Source organism: Nocardia sp. NPDC057668 (assembly GCF_042799795.1).
In the GTDB taxonomy this organism is placed as follows: domain Bacteria; phylum Actinomycetota; class Actinomycetes; order Mycobacteriales; family Mycobacteriaceae; genus Nocardia.
This window is the reverse complement of the sequence record NZ_JBHVIC010000001.1, coordinates 1701753-1720702: the sequence shown is the minus strand read 5'-3', so window position 1 is coordinate 1720702 and position 18950 is coordinate 1701753. Positions and strand designations below refer to the sequence as shown.

Annotated in this window: 18 protein-coding genes; 10 read left to right on the top strand and 8 right to left on the bottom strand. The window is 69.4% G+C overall.

Annotated features, from left to right (window positions below):
- The first annotated feature begins 89 nt into the window (after positions 1 to 89).
- The 4 genes from ACFVBH_RS07930 (at position 90) to ACFVBH_RS07915 (ending at position 4801) form a co-directional block, all read left to right on the top strand.
- The gene (locus ACFVBH_RS07930; RefSeq protein WP_379000766.1) at positions 90 to 1112 is read left to right on the top strand and encodes an Lrp/AsnC family transcriptional regulator; all 1023 of its coding nucleotides are present in this window, start codon (positions 90 to 92) and stop codon (positions 1110 to 1112) included.
- Between the two features lie 192 nt (positions 1113 to 1304).
- Positions 1305 to 2348, top strand: a complete 1044-nt coding sequence (gene recA / locus ACFVBH_RS07925) for a recombinase RecA (protein ID WP_354987152.1) — start codon at positions 1305 to 1307, stop codon at positions 2346 to 2348.
- Between the two features lie 936 nt (positions 2349 to 3284).
- Entirely contained in the window at positions 3285 to 3974 is a 690-nt protein-coding gene (recX, locus tag ACFVBH_RS07920) for a recombination regulator RecX (RefSeq protein WP_379001650.1), read from the top strand.
- Positions 3975 to 4405: 431 nt separating this feature from the next.
- Positions 4406 to 4801 (top strand): hypothetical protein, encoded by a 396-nt coding sequence (locus tag ACFVBH_RS07915; RefSeq protein ID WP_354987154.1) that lies wholly within the window; start codon positions 4406 to 4408, stop codon positions 4799 to 4801.
- A gap of 149 nt (positions 4802 to 4950) precedes the next feature.
- Here ACFVBH_RS07915 and ACFVBH_RS07910 read toward each other — a convergent pair whose 3' ends face one another.
- The 6 genes from ACFVBH_RS07910 to ACFVBH_RS07885 all read right to left on the bottom strand — a co-directional run bounded on the left by ACFVBH_RS07910 (position 4951) and on the right by ACFVBH_RS07885 (position 9815).
- Positions 4951 to 5481 carry a hypothetical protein gene (locus ACFVBH_RS07910; protein WP_379000763.1) on the bottom strand — a complete coding sequence of 177 codons (531 nt, stop codon included), beginning with the start codon at positions 5479 to 5481 and terminating at the stop codon, positions 4951 to 4953.
- A gap of 626 nt (positions 5482 to 6107) precedes the next feature.
- Positions 6108 to 6380: a hypothetical protein gene (locus ACFVBH_RS07905; protein WP_354987156.1), complete on the bottom strand. Its 273-nt coding sequence runs from the start codon at positions 6378 to 6380 to the stop codon at positions 6108 to 6110.
- A gap of 164 nt (positions 6381 to 6544) precedes the next feature.
- Positions 6545 to 7441 carry an amino acid ABC transporter permease gene (locus tag ACFVBH_RS07900; protein WP_379000760.1) on the bottom strand — a complete coding sequence of 299 codons (897 nt, stop codon included), beginning with the start codon at positions 7439 to 7441 and terminating at the stop codon, positions 6545 to 6547.
- A complete protein-coding gene (locus tag ACFVBH_RS07895; RefSeq protein ID WP_354987158.1) occupies positions 7438 to 8118 on the bottom strand; it encodes an amino acid ABC transporter permease in 681 nt (226 codons plus the stop codon). Before ACFVBH_RS07895 ends, ACFVBH_RS07900 begins: the two co-directional genes overlap by 4 nt.
- Positions 8119 to 8195: 77 nt before the next feature.
- Positions 8196 to 9023, bottom strand: a complete 828-nt coding sequence (locus ACFVBH_RS07890; RefSeq protein WP_354987159.1) for a glutamate ABC transporter substrate-binding protein — start codon at positions 9021 to 9023, stop codon at positions 8196 to 8198.
- A gap of 63 nt (positions 9024 to 9086) precedes the next feature.
- Positions 9087 to 9815 (bottom strand): amino acid ABC transporter ATP-binding protein, encoded by a 729-nt coding sequence (locus ACFVBH_RS07885; protein WP_379001648.1) that lies wholly within the window; start codon positions 9813 to 9815, stop codon positions 9087 to 9089.
- 253 nt (positions 9816 to 10068) lie between these two features.
- Between ACFVBH_RS07885 and miaB the strand changes: the two genes are divergently transcribed.
- Together miaB and ACFVBH_RS07875 are read left to right on the top strand one after the other, a co-directional pair.
- Positions 10069 to 11625: a tRNA (N6-isopentenyl adenosine(37)-C2)-methylthiotransferase MiaB gene (miaB, locus tag ACFVBH_RS07880; RefSeq protein WP_379001646.1), complete on the top strand. Its 1557-nt coding sequence runs from the start codon at positions 10069 to 10071 to the stop codon at positions 11623 to 11625.
- 354 nt (positions 11626 to 11979) lie between these two features.
- Positions 11980 to 12561, top strand: coding sequence for a hypothetical protein (locus ACFVBH_RS07875; RefSeq protein WP_354987170.1), 582 nt, complete (start codon positions 11980 to 11982; stop codon positions 12559 to 12561).
- A 62-nt stretch (positions 12562 to 12623) separates the two neighbouring features.
- Here ACFVBH_RS07875 and ACFVBH_RS07870 read toward each other — a convergent pair whose 3' ends face one another.
- Both ACFVBH_RS07870 and ACFVBH_RS07865 read right to left on the bottom strand, forming a co-directional pair.
- Positions 12624 to 13406, bottom strand: coding sequence for a phosphatase (locus ACFVBH_RS07870; protein WP_354987160.1), 783 nt, complete (start codon positions 13404 to 13406; stop codon positions 12624 to 12626).
- Between the two features lie 312 nt (positions 13407 to 13718).
- On the bottom strand, positions 13719 to 15143 hold the full coding sequence (locus tag ACFVBH_RS07865; RefSeq protein WP_354987161.1) for a DUF349 domain-containing protein: 1425 nt from the start codon (positions 15141 to 15143) through the stop codon (positions 13719 to 13721).
- A gap of 175 nt (positions 15144 to 15318) precedes the next feature.
- On the opposite strand from ACFVBH_RS07865, the gene ACFVBH_RS07860 reads away from it, so the two are divergent.
- From ACFVBH_RS07860 to dapF, 4 genes are read left to right on the top strand one after another with little or no spacing between them, the layout of a single operon-like run.
- Positions 15319 to 16077 carry a hypothetical protein gene (locus tag ACFVBH_RS07860; protein ID WP_379000757.1) on the top strand — a complete coding sequence of 253 codons (759 nt, stop codon included), beginning with the start codon at positions 15319 to 15321 and terminating at the stop codon, positions 16075 to 16077.
- A gap of 14 nt (positions 16078 to 16091) precedes the next feature.
- Positions 16092 to 17018: a tRNA (adenosine(37)-N6)-dimethylallyltransferase MiaA gene (gene miaA, locus ACFVBH_RS07855; RefSeq protein WP_379001644.1), complete on the top strand. Its 927-nt coding sequence runs from the start codon at positions 16092 to 16094 to the stop codon at positions 17016 to 17018.
- The gene (locus tag ACFVBH_RS07850; RefSeq protein ID WP_379000755.1) at positions 17019 to 17840 is read left to right on the top strand and encodes a TrmH family RNA methyltransferase; all 822 of its coding nucleotides are present in this window, start codon (positions 17019 to 17021) and stop codon (positions 17838 to 17840) included. It abuts the gene before it with no gap.
- Between the two features lie 12 nt (positions 17841 to 17852).
- A complete protein-coding gene (gene dapF, locus ACFVBH_RS07845; protein WP_379000753.1) occupies positions 17853 to 18770 on the top strand; it encodes a diaminopimelate epimerase in 918 nt (305 codons plus the stop codon).
- The last annotated feature ends 180 nt before the right edge of the window (positions 18771 to 18950 follow it).

Sequence of the window (18950 nt, the reverse complement as noted above, 5' to 3'; positions counted from 1 at the left end):
TCCGGGGGAGTGAACGAATGTGTTCGCTCAGCGTGTGACTCGCGCCTGTTTTGTCCTAGTCGAAGCCCGGAAATCGTTAGATTCCTCCTGTGGAGGTCGAAACACCGCATTATTCCGTCATTTTCGATGATCTCGATAAGCGAATCGTGCACGCGCTGGTCGTGGACGCGCGCATACCCTTCGCGAAACTCGGTGAGATCCTGGGTGTGTCGGAGCAGACGGTGGCGCGGCGGTATCGATCGCTGCGCGTGCGCGGGATCGTTCACCTCTCCGGGCAGGTGAACGTGGTGCCGCTCGGCCACGCGCGCTGGATCATGCGCATCAGATCCACGCCCGACGCCGCACTGCGACTGGGGGAGTCGCTGGCGCGGATACCCGACCTGAGCTGGGTTTCGCTGCTGTCCACCGGATCCGAGGTGATGTGCGTGAGCCGGGCGCGGTCGGCGCAGCGCCGCGACGCCCTGCTGCTGCAACTGATTCCGCGCGCGCCGCACGTGACCGGATTGCTCGCCTACGAAGTGCTGCACAACTTTCCGCTCGACGAGGAGTGGCCGCGCTACAGCCGGCTGTTCGACGCGGATCAGCTGCGGGAGCTGGGACCCCGTCGGCCGGTACAGGATCGGGCCGTGCACGAGCTGCCCATCGCGCTCTCGCCCGAGGACGAGGCCATGCTGGCCGTGCTCGGGCGGGACGCGCGGGCCCCGTACGCGCAGCTGGCCGCGGCCACCGGGTGGAGCCCGCCCCGGGCGGCGCGGCGCATGAGCGAGCTCATCGACGCCGGGGTGCTGTACTTCGACCTCGATTTCGCCCTGGAGCGAATGGGATTCGCGGTGCGCGCGGCGCTGTGGATGCGGACCCGGCCCGCGGATCTGGCGGCGGTGGGCGCGATTCTGGCCACCCATCCCGAGGTCACCTACGTCGCGGCCACCACCGGGCCGACCAATCTGACCGCCGCGCTGGTGTGCCGGGACACCTCGCACCTGTACCGGTATCTCACCGAGCGGCTGGGCGCGCTGGAGGGCATCACCGATGTGGAGGTGACGCCCGCGCTGCGGGTGTTCAAGCAGGCGCAGACGCTCCTGGACGCGGATCGGATCAATCCGGTGCCGTGACAGCGGGGACGGTCATGTGCGACAGCTATCGCCGGTGGCTGTTCCGTATGGATTGGTCCTGCGTGTCGCGTGGCGTGGTGTTTGCCTCGAACAGGTGTTCGTTTAAGCTGTCGTCGGAACTTGTCGGTGCCGCCCTCTAACGTGGGCGCCAACCACAGATTGAGACTCACCCGTCGAAAAGGGGACCGGACGATGGCACCACAGGCATTCGATCGCGACAAAGCACTCGAACTCGCGCTCGCGCAGATCGAGAAGGGCTTCGGCAAGGGCGCGGTCATGCGCCTGGGCGAAGAGTCCCGCCAGCCCATCGCGGTGATTCCGACCGGCTCCATCTCGCTGGACGTCGCGCTCGGCATCGGCGGTCTGCCGCGTGGTCGCGTCGTGGAGATCTACGGTCCGGAATCCTCCGGTAAGACCACGGTCGCGCTGCACGCGGTGGCCAACGCGCAGGCCCTCGGCGGCGTGGCGGCGTTCATCGACGCCGAGCACGCGCTCGATCCCGATTACGCCCGCAAGCTCGGCGTCGACACCGACGCGCTGCTGGTCTCCCAGCCCGACACCGGTGAGCAGGCGCTCGAAATCGCCGACATGCTGGTGCGTTCCGGCGCCATCGACATCATCGTCATCGACTCCGTCGCCGCCCTGGTGCCGCGCGCGGAAATCGAGGGCGAGATGGGTGACAGCCACGTCGGCCTGCAGGCCCGCCTCATGAGCCAGGCGCTGCGCAAGATGACGGGCGCGCTGAACAACTCGGGCACCACCGCGATCTTCATCAACCAGCTGCGCGAGAAGATCGGCGTGATGTTCGGCTCCCCCGAGACCACCACCGGTGGTAAGGCGCTGAAGTTCTACGCCTCGGTCCGCCTGGACGTGCGCCGCATCGAGACCCTCAAGGACGGCAGCGACGCGGTCGGTAACCGCACCCGCGTCAAGGTCGTCAAGAACAAGGTCAGCCCGCCGTTCAAGCAGGCCGAGTTCGACATCCTCTACGGGCAGGGCATCTCCAAGGAGGGCTCGATCATCGATATGGGTGTCGAGCACGGCTTCATCCGCAAGTCCGGCTCCTGGTACACCTACGAGGGCGACCAGCTCGGCCAGGGCAAGGAGAACGCCCGCAAGTTCCTGCTCGAGAACAACGACGTGCGCGACGAGATCGAGAAGAAGATCAAGGAGAAGCTCGGCATCGGCGCCGATGTCACCGCGGAAGCTGCGGCGGCGGCCCCGGCCGACTTCTAGGCCTTCATGCCCGATGAACGTCCCGCCACCGGGCCCCGGCACCTTCCGCCGGGGCCCGATGGTTCGCGCCTGGACGCGGTAGAAAGCCTCCGGCGCCAGTTCGACGGTTCGAAATCTCGAAAGTCCCGCTCGCGCGGCGGTTCCCGCTCCGACCCGTGGGCTCCCACCAGCCGCTGGGATGAAGGCGGCTCCGGCGGCAACTGGGATTCCGGCGCCGCCGCCGACGAGTCCGCCCGCGTGGCAACCAATTCCCGCCACGTCTCGGACTGGGAGAACGCCGCCCCGCCCGCCGAGGATGATCCGTGGGGCCGGGCCGCGGTCGCCGAGGACGACGCCTGGCGCGGGGTCTCCACCGACGATTCCTGGGATCGGACCGGCGCCCGCGAAGATCCCTGGGCCGCACCGTCCGAGCCCGACCGCACGATCCGCACCGAGCCGGATGGCCGGAACGAACTCGGGGCGGACGCGCGCAATGCTGCGGCGCAGCGCACAGCAGACCCGCGCGACGCCCTGTCCGCACCCGGCTCGGATGCCGCACGGCCGCACCGCGGCTCCGAATACTCCGGTCGGCGTCGGCCGAACGGGCAGCGAGAACAAGCGTCGCCCGCCCCGGGCGACATCGATCGTCCCCGCTCCGAAAACCGCTCGGCGGCAACATATCCCGACGCCGACGCCCCGGATTCCGCGAGCCCGCCCCGTCGTGCCTGCCGCTCGCGTCCGGTACCCGAGGACTCCGGCGAGCCGCCCCGCATCGAGGATCTGCTGCGCGCGGGCCTGCTCCGCCGCGGCACCGGTCCGGCGGGCGAATCGGGCGGTGCGGAGTCGGCGACGAAGCGGTCGCCACGTCTCGGTGAGGATGATCCGCACAACGGCGAACGCGGCCGATCACGTGGCGACGATGAGCCTTCTGGGGCACGGCAGTTCGGTGCTGACGACCTGCGGGATGGTCGATCGTACGGTGGTGCGGCGGACGCGGACGAGCTCGAGCGCGAAGATCGTGGACGACGGCGGCGCGGGGGCCGGCGGGGTCGCGAGGATTCGGCGGGGGGACGGGGCGACGACGAGTCGCGCGAGGGCGGGCGGTCGCGGCGGGCCCGGCGGATGCCGGGGGAGCCGTTGCCGGACGGCGGCACCGAGGTCGCGGCCAAGGACGCGTGTTTGCGGTTGCTGACCGATCGGGCGCGCAGCCGGTCGGAGCTGGCGGATCGGCTGGCCACCAAGGGATTCAGCGTCGAGGTCGCCAATCGGGCGCTGGATCGCCTCACCGAGGTGGGGTTGATCGACGACGCCGCCTTCGCGCAGGAGTGGGTCTACTCCCGGCACACTTTCTCCGGGAAGGGAAAGAAGGCGCTCGCGCTGGAGTTGCGGCGCAAAGGCATCGACGAGGAGCAGGCGCAGGAGGCGCTCTCGACGATCAGCTCCGACGACGAAACCGAGCGCGCCGCCGAACTGGTCCGGCGCAAGCTCCGTTCCCTGCCCGCGTCGCTCGACCGCGAGAAAGCGATCCGCCGCCTGGTCGGCATGCTGGCCCGGCGCGGCTACAACCCCGGCACCGCCTACACGGTCGTCAAAGCCGAGCTGGAAGGCTTCACCTTCGCCGCGCCCGGCGACGATTCCGAGGAATAGCGCACCGGCACAGGGACAGGTCACCGATCCGCTGACGGAGTCCTGGACAGCCGCTCGGTGTCGTATCACCGGCCGCCGCCCGCCATCCGACCCGACCGGTCGGCCATCCTGGAATGGGGGTCGGTTCCAGCGGCTTGATCGACCTGGAGGTCGATCCCGCGTGTGGTCCCGGGCCGGGACCGTGTCGCCTTCGTTCGGGACGGTGTCGAGTTGGCGGGCCCGCGCCTGAATCCGGTGTGCCTGCGGGTGGGATCAGTGCACGAAAAGCGCTGGCTTTCCTCGTGGTTCGCGCGGCCGTCACCGTGTCAGCGGACCTGTCAGTCGGCTGTCAGCGTCGTGTCAGCCGGGCCGGACAGAGTGTGTACATCAACGAAGCGAGCGGCACCGGGAACCGAAACCCCGGGGCCGCAACCGAAACCGAGGAGTACACCATGTCGAACGCCACCGTCGCCCTGACCGCCCAGGACCAGAGCGTCCTGCGCACCGCCGCCTACGGCGCGATCACCCTGCTGGCCGCCGCCGGCGCCAAGAGCGTCTCCCGCGGCTCCGCCGCACTGCTGTCCGCGACGGGACTGGTCGGGCACGTGCTCTCCGGCAGGTCCAACGACATCCACCTGACCGGCAAGTCGGTCGCCGAGCTGGCCGAGCAGATCCTGCCGAGCCTGACCGCCACCGTGGGGCTGCTCGAGGAGTACCCGGGCGAGGCGGCCAACTTCCGCGACACCATCATGGTCGCCGTGGCGGCCGCCTCGCAGCCGAAGAAGGGCGAGCCTGCCCCCGCGGTGGTCGCGATGTCCCAGAAGATCGCCGCGGCGCTCGCGGCGTGACCCCGGCGCCGGTGGCTCCGGCCACCGCGGTCGGGCCGCGGCGGGTCGTCACCGCCGCGGCTGGTCGAAAGTGTTGTGGACCAACGGATGCGGCCTCGCCGGTTATCAGCGAGGCCGCATCGGCGCGTGCTGGGGGCGGGTACGCAGGATCAGTTGGCGGGGGCGGGCATCACCCCGCGCGGCACGACCCGGACGAAATCGGTGGGCCCCAGCTTCCCGTCGACGCCGACGCAGGTGACGTCGACGCCGCCGCCGGGCGCGCTCGCGGGCGCGGCGATCGTGTAGAACGGCAGGTAGGTGCCGCCGTGGGCGGCGGATTCGGGTTCGGCGTCGGCCGGGGGCGGCAGCAGTTCCACCGGGTTACCCGCGGAATCGACCACCGTGCACTGCACCCAGGCGGGCTCCCACTTCGCCTTGCCCTTGATGTCGAGCACCGCGTCCGCCGGCACCGCCACCCGCTGAGTGTCGCCCAGCGGAATCCGCACGCCCCCGCCCTGTTCGCCCGGGTCGTCGCTCTCGTTCGCGGGCCCGGGCGTCGGGGTGACCGACGTGACCGTCGTGACGGGCGCACTCGGCGTCCCGGCCTCGGCCCCGGCATCGTCCTTCGTCGAACACCCGGCCATCGCCAGCCCCGCCGCCGCGACAGCCGCTACCACCACAACCTTCTTCCCATCGAACATCGCAACCTCCCGACTAGACGAATGAGTTCAGACGGTAAACCGGCAGCATTCAAACCGCTGTTACCTCGAGTGGCACCTGTCACGCCCGCCGATAAAAGCGATGAAACTAGCCATGAAAAGCGCTTATAGAACAAAACCGCACGGTGATGATAGGCGAGTTCATCAATCGAATCGGCGGAGTTCAGCGATTGACACGCCCCGCGAGAAAGATTCGGCAACCTTTTCGCACACAAGACATCTCATCTCCCCGAAACCCGTTCCCGATCTCCGCCGTCGCCCGATGCGATGATCGGACGGTGAACACGGACCTCGAAACGGCACTCACGGCCGTGGCCTCCGCGTTCGACACCTACCCCCGCCGCCCGGTTCTCGACCGCTGCCCCCACTGCGGCGCGCCGGTCCACATCGACCGGGTAACTCCCTTTTGGCTGCTGATCAAGCTCGGTAACACCGTCGGCGATCGCGCCGACGTGAAGGCTTTGTTGCCGATGTTCCTGCGCCGGTTGGCCACCACCACCGAACTCGATGCTGACCTGGTACTCGGCCTGCTCGACCGCAACGAGTGGCTGAGCGGGCCGCCCGTGGAACAGCGGGCGGTGATGGGGACCGGTGCGGAACCGTTTGGTTCAGTGCAGGATTCGGCCCGTGTGCCGGGTAGGGGCGCGCCGGGGGCGTCGGTGATCGGTGCGACCCGCGGGGCGCGGGGTCGCGAGGCGAACCGGGGAATCGGGGCGTCTGGGCAGAGTTTCGGCGGCGCCCAGGCGGTTTCGGGCATCCTCCACCAGTCGGGCGCCGATCGCGGCGGCCAGGGCCGCGCAGAGGGCGGCGAGGGGGGCGATGACCGCGGCCACTATCAGGCCGAGGTACAGCTGCCTGCGCGCACGGTCATGGTCGCTCATGAGATTCAGTATGAGAGCCGGGAGCGCCGATTGTCCTGCTCTCCAGTGACATTGGCCGTAACGACTCGGTCCGGCGGAACGGGATCGGCCGGAACCGGACAGCGAACCGGCCCCGGAGGCGTAACCTCCGGGGCCGGTCGCGGCTGTTTCGACGGGGCAGGCGCCTACTTCTTGCCGCCGGTCAGATCCATGCCCGGGGTCGCGTCGGCGATGTTGGCGTCCGCCGCCACCACGGCGCTGCTGCCGCGCTTGCGGGTGCGCAGCCACTTCTCCAGGCGCGTGGCCACCACGGACAGCGCGTAGTTGAGCACGATCATCAGCGCGGCCACGACGAGCAGCGCGGGAATGGTGTTCTGCTCCGCAGCGCCCAGGCGCTTGCCGGCCCGCACCACCTCGGGATAGGTGATGGCGTAGCCGAGCGCGGAATCCTTGAGCGCCACCACCATCTGCGACACCAGCGCGGGCAGCATGGCGGTGATCGCCTGCGGCAGCAGCACCAGCCGCATGAGCTGGCCCTTGCGCATGCCGAGCGCGACCGCCGCCTCGCCCTGACCGCGCGGCAGCGAGCGAATGCCCGAGCGCACGATCTCGGCGATGACCGAGCCGTTGTAGATGGTCAGCGCCGTCACCACCGCCGCCAGCGCCAGCTGATCGGAGGGGAAGACGTTGTATTCGGAGTAGATCGCGAACAGGAAGATCATCAGGATCAGCACCGGGATCGCCCGGGACAGTTCGACCACCGCGCCCGCGGTCCAGCGCACCGCCCGATGATCGGAGAGCCGCAGGATGCCGAAGGTCATGCCGATCACCAGCGCCAGCGTGATCGACAACACCGCCGCGACCACCGTGCCCCGCAGGCCCGGCAGCAGGTAGGTCGTCCAGACCTGCCCCTCCAGGAACGGCTTCCACTTCTCCGCGGTGAACTGATCCTTCTCCGCGAGCCCGCTGTAGACGAACCAGGCCGCCGCCAGCAGCAGCGCCACCACGACCACCGAATACAGCCGATAACGCAGGCGCGCCTTGGGTCCGGGCGCGTCGTACAGGACCGATGCCGACGTCATCGCGCCACCTCGTATCGTTTGGCCAGCCAGCCGAACAGCAGCCCGGCGGGCAGGGTGAGCAGCACGAAGCCGGTCGCGAAGATCGCGCCGACCAGCAGCGGCGCGGCCTCGACCTCGATCATGTCGTCCATCAGCAGCGCGGCCTCGCTGACACCGATCACCGAGGCCACGGTCGAGTTCTTGGTCAGCGCGATGAACACGCTGCCCAGCGGCGCGATCACCGCGCGAAAGGCCTGCGGCAGCACCACGACTCGCAGATTCTGGAAGAAGGTCAGGCCCAGCGAGCGCCCGGCCTCGGACTGCCCCAGCGGCACGGTGTTGATGCCCGAGCGCAGCGATTCGCAGACGAAAGCCGCCGTGTACACGCTCAATCCGAGCACCGCGTACCGGAAGTTGTTCTCCATCAGGTCGTTCGGACCGTCCGGCGCGAGCTTGATCTGCAGGGTCGTGTACAGGCCGAGCGAGCAGAACACGATGATCACGGTCAGCGGCGTGTTACGGAAGATGTTGACGTACGCCGTGCCGACCCAGCGCGCGATCGGCACCGGCGAGACCCGCATGCCGGCCACGATGGTGCCCAGAATCAGCGCGCCGAGCGCCGAATAGAGCGTCAGTTTGATGGTCACCCAGAACGCGTCGTACAGCTGGGTGTCGTACCGGGAGATCAAGTCGAACACGGCTGTCGCGTCCCTCCGATCGAAATGCGAAGCGTGCCGGGCGGATTCATGTGAAACGCCCGGCACGCGCCTTCAACTCAGTAGCGGTCGACCGTCGGCGGGGTGGGCACCTCGAAGCCGACGCCCGCGAAGTTCTTCTCCACCGCGGCCTTCCAGGCGCCGCTGCTGATCATCGACTCGATCGCATCATTGATCTTGTTGCGCGACTCGGTGTCGCCCTTCTTCACACCGATGCCGTACTTCTCGGTGGTGAACGGCTGACCCACGACCTTGAACACACCCGGCTGCTGCGCCGCGTAACCGGCCAGGATCACCGCGTCGGTGGTGACCGCGTCCACGGCCTTGCCCTTGAGCCCCTCGAGGCACAGCGAGTACGTGTCGTACGTCTGCAGCTGGGTCTCGGGGTAGTTCTTCTCGATGTTCTGCGCCGGGGTCGAACCCTTGACCGAGCACACCTTCTTGCCCTTGAGGCTGTCCGGCCCGGTGATGTCGGTGTTGTCCGAGCGCACCAGGAACGACTGTCCCGTAATGAAATACGGACCCGCGAAGTCGACCTTCTCCTTGCGCTTGTCGTTGATCGAGTAGGTCGCGACGACGAAGTCGACCTGCCCGTTCTCGATCAGCGTCTCACGCTGGGCGGACGGCGACTCGACGAACTTGATATCCCCGGACTTCACGCCCAGCTTGTCGGCGACATAGGTGGCCACGTCCACGTCGAACCCGCTGAACGAGCCGTCCTTGTTCTGCAGCCCCAGACCCGGCTGATCGAACTTGATGCCGATCGTCAGCTTGCCGTCGGCCGCGTTCTCAGTGGCCGTCTTGTCGCTGCCGCCGCCGCAACCGGCCGCGACGACCGCGATGGCCAGCGCTCCGGCCGCGATCTTGAACGTGTGTGCGAACCTCATCGAAAGTCCTCTTCTCTCGGTAAAACTCTCCCGGCGATACCCGGAACGAAATGTGCCGAACGGTCAGTGGCTGAGGATCTTGCCCAGGAAATCCTTGGCGCGATCGGATTCGGGTGCGGTGAAGAACTTTTCCGGATCGGTGTCCTCGACGATCTGCCCGTCGGCCATGAACAGCACGCGATTACCGGCTTTGCGCGCGAAGCCCATCTCGTGGGTGACCACGACCATGGTCATGCCGTCCTTGGCCAGCTGCACCATGACCTCGAGGACCTCGGACACCATCTCCGGATCCAGCGCGGAGGTGGGCTCGTCGAACAGCATCACCTTGGGATTCATGGCCAGCGCGCGAGCGATCGCGACGCGCTGCTGCTGTCCGCCGGACAGCTGCGCCGGATACTTGTCGGCCTGGTTGGCGATGCCGACCCGGGTCAGCAGCTCCATGGCGGCGGCCTTGGCCTTGGCCTTGTCGATGCCGCGCACCTTGACCGGTGCGAGCATGACGTTCTCGAGAATGGTCTTGTGCGCGAACAGGTTGAAGGACTGGAACACCATGCCCACGTCGGCGCGCAGCTTGGCCAGGGCACGGCCTTCGTCGGGCAGTTCCACCCCGTCGATGGCGATGGTTCCGGAATCGATGGTCTCGAGCCGGTTGATGGTGCGGCACAGGGTCGACTTGCCGGATCCGGACGGTCCCACCACGATCACGACCTGCCCCTTGGGCACTTCGAGGTTGATGTCCCGCAGAACGTGCAGCGAGCCGAAGTGCTTGTCCACCGTCCGCATGGAGATCATCGGCGCGGATTTCGTGACGGATACAGGCGCGTCGGTCATGACCAGTGACCTTAGAGGGATCATGCCCGAAATGCTCGTCTTTGCTCTGGCAAAGGACACTGTGCCGGGACTCGACATCCCCGCGTAACCGCGGGTTGACGCTCGTGTGACCGGGGAGAGCCAGGTCACCGTCCGCGGACGGGGTGGATGGGCCCATCCGCGCAGCCATTACCCTGGTTGGGTGAATTCGTTGGCGCAGGTTTCGGCACTCGGCGTGGTTGACGGGCTCGGCACGGACGCGGAGCCGGGTGCGACCACGCGGACCTATGAGGTCCGCACCTACGGGTGCCAGATGAACGTGCATGACTCCGAACGCCTCTCGGGTCTGCTCGAGGATGCCGGCTACCGCCGCGCGGTCCCGGGCGCCACCGCCGACCTGGTGGTCTTCAATACCTGCGCGGTGCGCGAGAACGCCGATAACAAGCTGTACGGCACGCTCGGGCACCTCGCGCCGATCAAGGCCGAGCGCCCCGGCATGCAGATCGCCGTCGGCGGCTGTCTGGCGCAGAAGGACCGCGACACCGTGGTCAAGAAGGCCCCCTGGGTCGATGTGGTGTTCGGCACCCACAACATCGGCTCGCTGCCGGTGCTGCTCGAGCGTGCCCGCCACAACGAGCAGGCGCAGGTCGAGATCATCGAATCGCTCGAGGCGTTCCCGTCCACGCTGCCCGCCAAGCGCGAATCCGCCTATGCCGGGTGGGTGTCGATCTCGGTGGGCTGCAACAACACCTGCACGTTCTGCATCGTGCCCGCGCTGCGCGGCAAGGAGGTCGACCGCCGGCCAGGCGATGTGCTGGCCGAGGTGCAGGCGCTGGTCGACCAGGGCGTGCTCGAGGTGACCCTGCTGGGGCAGAACGTGAATGCCTACGGCGTCTCGTTCGCCGATCCGACCGAGGAGCGCGACCGCGGCGCGTTCGCGAAATTGCTGCGCGCCTGCGGGAGCATCGAGGGGCTCGAGCGCGTGCGCTTCACCTCCCCGCATCCGGCGGAGTTCACCGACGACGTCATCGAGGCGATGGCCGAGACGCCCAATGTGTGCCCGCAGCTGCACATGCCGCTGCAGTCGGGCTCGGACCGGGTGCTCAAGGCGATGAAGCGGTCCTACCGCAGCAAGAAGTTCCTGGGCATCATCGAGAAGGTTCGCGCGGTCATGCCGCACGCGGCCATCACCACCGACATCATCGTGGGCTTCCCGGGGGAGACCGAAGAAGATTTCCAGGCGACGCTGGACGTGGTGCGCGAGGCGCGCTTCACCAGTGCGTACACCTTCCAGTACTCGATTCGCCCGGGCACCCCGGCCGCGGACATGCCCGATCAGCTGCCCAAGGAAGTGGTGCAGGAGCGCTACATGCGCCTCATCGCGCTGCAGGAGCAGATGTCGCTGGAGGGTAACCAGGCGCTCATCGGCACCCGGGTCGAGCTGCTCGTCGCCGAGGGCGCGGGCAAGAAGAACGCCGCCACCGCGCGCATGAGCGGGCGGGCTCGCGACGGCCGGCTGGTGCACTTCCGGCCGCCCGCCGACCTGCCCGCGGGCTCGGAGATCCGGCCCGGCGACATCGTCACCGTGGACGTCACCGAAGCGGCCCCGCATCACCTCATCGCCGACAGCGCGGTCTTCAGCCATCGCCGCACCGCCGCGGGCGACGCCCACGAGCGCGGGGTCACCCCGAAGACCGCGCCGATCGGCGTCGGGCTGGGCCTGCCGCGTATCGGCGCGCCCGTGGTCGTGGAGACGGCGGCGGCCGGTTGCGGCTCGGCCTGCGGCGACTGATTCCGGAACCGCCGGCGGCGGCTCGCTCCGGTATTGCGCGGCGGCCGATGGCGGAGTCGGGAGTGGCGGCCGATCCCGGGGGCTCGCCGATTCCGGGCCCGGGGCGGCCCGCGTTCCCGGGCCTGATTCCGACACCCCGTAGTAGATCGAATCGGCGGCCGGGCATGATGTGGGTCGACACCACTCCCGCATGACTCAGGACCACACCCCATGAGCGAGCACAAGCCCACCGGCCCCGAAGATGCCGAACCGGACCGTGTCGAGGACCGGGACGCGGCGCGCGGGCGTACGGAAGATCAAGCCGCACAATCCGATTCGGCGCCCGATCGCGCGCCCGAGGTGAACGAGGAGACCATGAAGTCGGCGAAGGACAGTCAGGACTTCGAACAGTTCCGCGCGGATCTGGAAGCCGTCGAGCGCAAGATCGCCGGGGAGATCGACCCGGGCGTGCGCGCCATGGTGGTCGCCGTCGCGGTGTTCGCCCTGCTGATCTCGCTGGTGCTGCCGCACGCGGGCGGTGCGCGCGGCTTCGACGTGCTGCTCTACGACGCGGCCGCCCAGGCCGAGCACATCGGCCTGCCCTCGCGGATCTTCGAATGGTTCGTGGTGGTGTTCGGCATCGGCTTCTCGCTGCTGGCGCTGATGACCCGGCGCTGGGTGCTGGCCTGGATCGCGGTCGCCGGTTCGGCCATCGCGAGCGTGTTCGGCGTCTTCTCGATCTGGCACCGCAACACCCCCGGCCTCGGCAACTATCAGGGCGCGGGCCCCGGCTTCGGCCTGATCCTGGCCACCATCGCGGTGATGGTGCTGACCTTCCACTGGATTCGCGTGGTGTGGAGCCGCACCGCCCTGCATCTCGAGGCCGAGGAACAGCGCCGTATCGCCGCCGCCGAGGCCGAGCAGCGCGACCGCCGCCGCATCTTCGGCGAGGACTGAGCTACATCCCGAGGCTCGGGCCGACCGCATCCGGTCGGGCCGGGCCTTTCTCGTACCCCGGGTCAGTCGTCGAGGACGAACTGCGCGAGCAGGTCGTACTGCTCTTCCTCGATGCCGTCGTCGAGGGGCACCGCGACCAGCACGGTGCCCTCTTCCTCGCCCACGAACAGCGCCGGGTCGTTGCAGTCGGCGAAGCCGATGGCGTCGATCCCCGCGAAAGCCGCTCCGCCGCACCAGCCGTGGTCGGCGACCACCAGATCCGGCGGCGCCTCCCCGGCCGCGGCGATGGCCTCGAGCACGACCCGCGCGGCCTGCGCGGTATGCGAGTGCACCGAATTGCCCGCCACCGCGACGGTCGCGACACCGCGATCGAAGCGCACTTCCTGTTCCCGCACCGCCCATTTCGTATCGCCCTGGAAGCGCTCGCCCGCCCCGAACTCCAGCACGGTGCCGCCCGCCGCGGTCAGTTCGCCCGCCAGCCGCTGGTACATCCGCCGCAGCGTGCGGGGATGCCCGGTGGCGAACAGCACCCGCTCCCGCTCGACCAGGGCCCGGCGGAATCGGACGGCATACCGCTGCAACGCGTCGGCGGTCAGCTCCGGGTCGATGGTGTCCACCCCGCGCCGGAAATTGAGCCGCGGGTTCACCCCAACCTTGCGCGCCATCAGCTCGAGCACCGCGTCCGCGCTCCACCGCCCCCCGAAGTCCATGCCGAACTGGAAGTAGAGGTCGCCCTCCGCCATCATCCGATAGTGCTCGAGGTTGTTCTCCCTGGGCGTGGCGACCGACCCCGCCATGCCCGTCTTCAGCAAATGGGTGATCAGTTCGTCCCGAGTAGGAGCCATCCCCCGAGAGTAACCCCGCCCCCAACCCCCACACGCCCCTATTTCCACTGAACCCCAACACGATTCACGCCGTTCACCCCCGCGGCCGACTCGCCGCCCAGGTCCCAACCGGTCCGCCGTCCACGTCCCACAAGGCCGCCGTCTACGCCCCGACCGGCCGTGCCACAGGCCTCCGACGCCGCTGCCGAGTCGGGCGACGCCCGATTCTCGCGGGCTGCGCGTCCGCTGTTCCAGCCGATCGGCGGGGCCGGGCACGACCGCGCCCGCCGGACTCGAATCCGGCGGGCGCGGTGGGTTTCTCGTGTGTGCGGGCTAGCGCTGGCTGACCGCGCCTTCGGCGGCCTCGGCCCATTCGCGCCACTGCTTGGCCTGTTCGAGGGCCTTCTCGGCGTCTCTGGTCTTGCCCGCGGCCTGGGCCTTGGCGGCCTGTTCCTCGAACTGCGCCACGCGCTCGCGGAACTGGGCCGCGCGGGCCATCGCCTCGGGGTCGCTGCGCCGCCACTGGGCGTCCACGGCGTCGCGCACCCGCTTCTCGACCGCGCGCAGGCGGGCCTCGAGGTCGTGGATCCGCTCGCGCGGGACCTTGCCGATGGCATCCCACTTCTCCTGCAGATCACGCAGCGAGGCGCGGGCGGCGTCGAGACCCGTTTCGGGATTGAGGTTCTCGTAGTGCAGCAGCAGTTCTTCCTTGGCCGTCGCGTTGTGCTCGAACTCGGCGTCACGCTCGGACGCGGCCGAATTGCGGGCCGCGAAGAACACGTCCTGGGCGGCCTTGAACCGCTTCCACAGCTGCTCGTCGGCTTCGCGCGGCGCGCGGCCCGAACCCTTCCACTCGGCCAGCAGATCGCGGAAGACCGCCGCGGTGCCCGCCCAGTCGGTGGAGCCCGAGAGCTCCTCGGCCCGCACGCACAGCTCTTCCTTGTGCGATTTCGCCGAGGCGCGTTCGCGATCGAGTTCGGCGAAGTGCGCGCCACGTCGCCGGTTGAACGCCTCGCGCGCCTTGGAGAAGCGCCGCCACAGCGCGTCGTCGACCTTGCGATCCACCCCGCGAATGGTCTTCCACTCGTCGAGGATCTCGCGCAGCCGGTCGCCGGCGACCTTCCACTGGGTGGAGTCGGCGGCGATCTGCTCGGCCTCGGCGGCCAGCGCCTCTTTGCGCTCGGTTTGCTCGTGCCGGGAGCGTTCCTTCTCCTCCTTGGCGTGGGCGGCGGCCTCGTCGGAGTGCTCGATGATGGCTCGCAGCCGCACCGTCAGCCCGTCGATATCGCCGATCACCGCGGCAGTCGGCAACGTTTCGGCAAGCGCGGTGGCGGCGGCCTTGGTCTTGCGGGCGTCGGTGCCGGCGGCCAGGCGCGCCTCGAGCAGCGCGACCTCGGTGGCCAGATCGTCGAAGCGGCGGCCGAAGTGGGCCAGTCCCTCGGTGGCGTCGCCGGCCTGCCAGGACCCGATGACGCGTTCGCCCTCGGTGGTCTTGACCCAGGCGGTGCCGTCCTCGTCGACGCGTCCCCACTGGCTGGGGTCGCTCGAGGCGGGCACCACCACCGGATGCGGATGCGGGGTGGCCGGGCCGGGAGCGGGCTTGACGGCGTGTGGTTTCGGGGCTTCCGGTTTGTGCGGCACGGGCCCGGGACGGGGTCCGGCGGCAGTGGCCGGTGACGGTCGCGCGGCGGCGCCGGAGACGGGCGTCGCGGTCGACTCCGGGTTGGTAGCCTTTTCGTTTCCGCTGTTCTCGGTCATCGCTCCTCGTCCCTGCCGCGCGTCACGGCTGCCTGGTTACGCCCTAGCTCATCTGCCTAGCAGATCCCATTCAACCAGGCTGAGGTGGGAAATGCTGTCTTTGAGGCCACCTCCGTGGCGCGGCGACCCGGGCGGGGTGGGGCTGGTGAGGCACGGTAGCGCTACGGTTGACGGCGTGTTCTGTGTTGCGTCGCTGGTTCCCTCCCCGCCCGTGCTGGTGCCCCGGCTCGGGGGCGCGGCGGGTACCGCGGCCGAGGGCGAGGTAGCCGTGCTGCGTGCGGCGGTGCACCGGGCGGCGACCGAGCTCGCCGAGGCCGCCGACCGCTGGGTCGTGATCGGCGCGGCCGCCGCGGACCGGGTGCTGGGGTCGGACACGGTGGGCACATTCCGGGGATACGGCGTGGACGTCCGCGCCGGTTTCAGCGAGACCCCCCTTGACGACAATGCCGTGATCGCCGACCCGACACTGCCGCTGCCCGCCCTGATCGGGGCCTGGCTGCGCGAGCAGGTCGCACCGCACGCGGTGGCCCGCGCCCGCCTGGTCGCGGCCGACACCCCGGCCGACGAATGCGTGGCCTTCGGCGCCTGCCTGCGAGGGTCGCTGGACGCCGGTCCCGAGCGCTACGGCGTGCTCGTGGTCGGCGATGGCGCGGCCACCCTGTCCACCGCCTCACCCGGCTACTACGACGAGCGCGCCGAAGGCGTGCAGGCCGAGATCGATCGCGCCCTGAGCGCGGGGGACCGGCGGGCACTGGCCGACCTCGACCCCGCCCTCTGCGCGGACCTGCACATCGGCGGCCGCGCGGCATACCAGATGCTGGCCGGACTCTTCCAGCCCGAACCCGCCGATCCTAAGGTCGAAACCCTGTACAGCGCAGCGCCGTTCGGCGTCGGCTATCACGTGAGCGTGTGGCACCCGGCGGGCACGGCGTGAGCGAGCCGATCCGTATGCCCATCGCGGTGGTGGGCCCCACCGCCACCGGAAAGTCCGATCTCGCACTGGATCTGGCCGAGCACTTCGACGGCGAGATCGTGAACATCGACGCCATGCAGCTCTATCGCGGCATGGATGTCGGCACCGCGAAACTGACCCCGGCCGAACGCCGCGGCATCCCGCACCACCAGCTGGACGTGCTCGATGTCACCGAAACCGCCACGGTGGCCGCCTATCAGAGCGCGGCCCGCGCGGACGTCGAGGCCATCCTGGCGCGCGGCCGCACCCCGGTCATCGTCGGCGGCTCCATGATGTATGTGCAAGCCCTGCTGGATGATTGGGATTTCCCCGCCACCGATCCCGGCGTCCGCGCCAAATGGGAGACCCTGCTGGCCGAACGCGGCGTCGTGGTCGTGCACGAGGCGCTGCGCGCGGCCGACCCGGTGGCCGCGGACACCATCCTGCCCACCGACGGCCGCCGCATGGTGCGTGCGCTCGAGGTCGTCGAGATCACCGGCCGCCCGTTCGCCGCCTCCGCCCCGCAGATCGGCGAACCCCGCTGGGGCACGGTCATTCTCGGCGTGGATCGCGACACCACGGCGCTCGACGCGCGCATCGAACTGCGCACGGCGGGTATGTTCACCTCCGGCTTGGTGGACGAGGTGCGCACTCTCATCGCTCGGGGCCTGCGCGAAGGGCAGACCGCCCGCCGCGCAATCGGTTACGCACAAGTCCTGGATTACCTGGACAACGAATACGACCTGAACGAAGCACAGGAGCGCACCTTCATCGGTACCCGGCGCTATGTCCGACGGCAGCGCTCGTGGTTCCGCCGCGACAAGCGGGTGCGATGGGTGGACGGCGCCGATCCGGAGCTGCTGGCGACGGCGCTGACCCTCATTCACTCCTCTACCACGAGGGATGAACAGGAAGTCCGTTAATTGACGCGCCGCGCGAACGCCCGCAACGCCTCGGTCCAGGTGTGGCAGGCTTATTTGAACAACCGGGCCAGCCGGCTTCGCGACAATAGATTCCTGATCCACGGCCGGCGGCCCATCACCCGTGCGCTCGAATACCGTTGGCCGCTGGAGACTCTCGTGTACCGGCTGGGCTCGCCCGAACTCTCGGACTGGGCGCGCCAGGTTCTCGAGACCAGTGGCGTGCCCAGCGTGGGCCTGGTGCCCGAGGTGATGGCCGAGCTCGCCGAGTCCACCGAGGCCATGCCCGAGGTGGTCGCGGTGGCGGTGGCCCGGCGCATGGAGCTGGAGGATTTCGCGCCCGGCCGCCCGGATCAGCCGCCGACCGTGGTGGTGATCGACCGCCCGTCCGCGCCCGCGCGGCTGGGCGCGGTGATTCGTTCGGCGGTGGCCTTCGGCGCGGGCGGGGTGATCATCACCGGTAGCGGCGCAGATCAGTACGACCCGCAGAGCGTGCGGGTCTCCGACGGCGCGCTGTTCGCGATTCCGGTGCTGCGCGCCTCGGGGCCGAGTCAGGTGGCGGTGTTCGCCGACCGGCAGGCGGAGCGGGGGATCGAGACCCGTATCGTCGGCAGTGACGATCACGGTGGAATAGCCCTGGACGACTTCGAGTTCGACGGGGGGACCATCCTGGTGCTCGGCGACGAGCGCGAGGCGCTGGACCAATCCTGGTCGCAGGTGTGTGACGAGCTGGTGTGTATTCCGACCGACGGCACCCTCGGTGCGCCGTCGGCGGCGGCGGTGGCCCTGTACGAAATTTCCCGGCAGCGCCGGGCGGTGCGGTGAGTGGTGAGGACTATGGCGAACGAGCATGCGGCTGACATCGAATTCAGCAAAGGGCACGGCACCCAGAACGATTTCGTGGTGCTGCCGGACCCCGACGCCTGGCTGGAACTGACCGAATCCCGCGTCCGGGCGCTGTGCGATCGGCAGCGCGGTCTCGGCGCGGACGGCGTCCTGCGCGTGGCCCGCGCGGGCGCGCTCGTCGAGACCGGCGCGCTCCCGGCCCTGCCCGAGGGCGTGAGCGCCGGCGACTGGTTCATGGACTACCGCAACGCCGACGGCTCCATCGCCGAGATGTGCGGCAACGGCGTGCGCGTGTTCGCCCACTACCTGGTCGCCACCGGCCTCGAGTCCCGCACCGAGTTCGTGGTCGGCAGCCGCGCCGGTGCCCGCCCGGTGGTCGTTCACCACGCCGACCCCGTGCACGGCGAGGTGACCGTCGCCATGGGCTGGGTCGGAGTGCTCGGCGCCTCCACGGCCACCCTCGACGGTCGCGAGTTCACCGGCCTCGGCATCGACGTCGGCAACCCCCACCTCGCCTGCGTCGACCCCGCCCTGACCCCGCTGCTGCTGTCCGAGCTGGACCTGACCCACGCTCCCGCCTTCGACCGCACCTTCTTCCCGCACGGTGTCAACGTCGAACTCCTGACCCCCTTGGCCGTCGCCTCCGACGGCCAACGCGGCGTGCACATGCGCGTCTACGAACGCGGTGTAGGCGAAACCCGTTCCTGCGGAACAGGAACCGTGGCCGCCGCTGCCGCCGCCCTGGCCGCCGAAGGCTTCGACCTCGCCACCGACACCGGCCACATCCAGGTCCACATCCCCGGCGGCACGGTCACCGTGGGCATCGAGTCCGGCGCGGCCTGGCTCCGCGGCCCCTCGGTCCTGCTGGCCACCGGAACTCTCGCCGCCAAGTGGTGGCAGGACGCCTGACCCCGCGCACCACCGCCCGGGCACACGTCGACCGCCCGGACTCGGCCCGAGATCGACCGCCTGGTCGACCAGTGCCGACTGGATCCTCGGCGAGGGTCCGGCCGCCCGGTAGGACCGGCTGGGCTTCGACTTTCGGCGAGGGTCCGGCCGCCCGGGCGTTCGGCTGTGCTCGATGTCCCA

What these genes read in the sequence shown, in the direction of transcription:
- recA (WP_354987152.1), top strand. Translation starts at nt 1,305, where the DNA reads ATGGCACCACAGGCATTCGATCGCGACAAAGCACTCGAACTCGCGCTC.
- ACFVBH_RS07915 (WP_354987154.1), top strand. Translation starts at nt 4,406, where the DNA reads ATGTCGAACGCCACCGTCGCCCTGACCGCCCAGGACCAGAGCGTCCTG.
- ACFVBH_RS07910 (WP_379000763.1), bottom strand. Translation starts at nt 5,481, where the DNA reads ATGTTCGATGGGAAGAAGGTTGTGGTGGTAGCGGCTGTCGCGGCGGCG.
- ACFVBH_RS07905 (WP_354987156.1), bottom strand. Translation starts at nt 6,380, where the DNA reads ATGAGCGACCATGACCGTGCGCGCAGGCAGCTGTACCTCGGCCTGATA.
- ACFVBH_RS07900 (WP_379000760.1), bottom strand. Translation starts at nt 7,441, where the DNA reads ATGACGTCGGCATCGGTCCTGTACGACGCGCCCGGACCCAAGGCGCGC.
- ACFVBH_RS07890 (WP_354987159.1), bottom strand. Translation starts at nt 9,023, where the DNA reads ATGAGGTTCGCACACACGTTCAAGATCGCGGCCGGAGCGCTGGCCATC.
- ACFVBH_RS07885 (WP_379001648.1), bottom strand. Translation starts at nt 9,815, where the DNA reads ATGATCTCCATGCGGACGGTGGACAAGCACTTCGGCTCGCTGCACGTT.
- ACFVBH_RS07875 (WP_354987170.1), top strand. Translation starts at nt 11,980, where the DNA reads ATGAAGTCGGCGAAGGACAGTCAGGACTTCGAACAGTTCCGCGCGGAT.
- ACFVBH_RS07870 (WP_354987160.1), bottom strand. Translation starts at nt 13,406, where the DNA reads ATGGCTCCTACTCGGGACGAACTGATCACCCATTTGCTGAAGACGGGC.
- ACFVBH_RS07865 (WP_354987161.1), bottom strand. Translation starts at nt 15,143, where the DNA reads ATGACCGAGAACAGCGGAAACGAAAAGGCTACCAACCCGGAGTCGACC.
- miaA (WP_379001644.1), top strand. Translation starts at nt 16,092, where the DNA reads ATGCCCATCGCGGTGGTGGGCCCCACCGCCACCGGAAAGTCCGATCTC.
- dapF (WP_379000753.1), top strand. Translation starts at nt 17,853, where the DNA reads ATGGCGAACGAGCATGCGGCTGACATCGAATTCAGCAAAGGGCACGGC.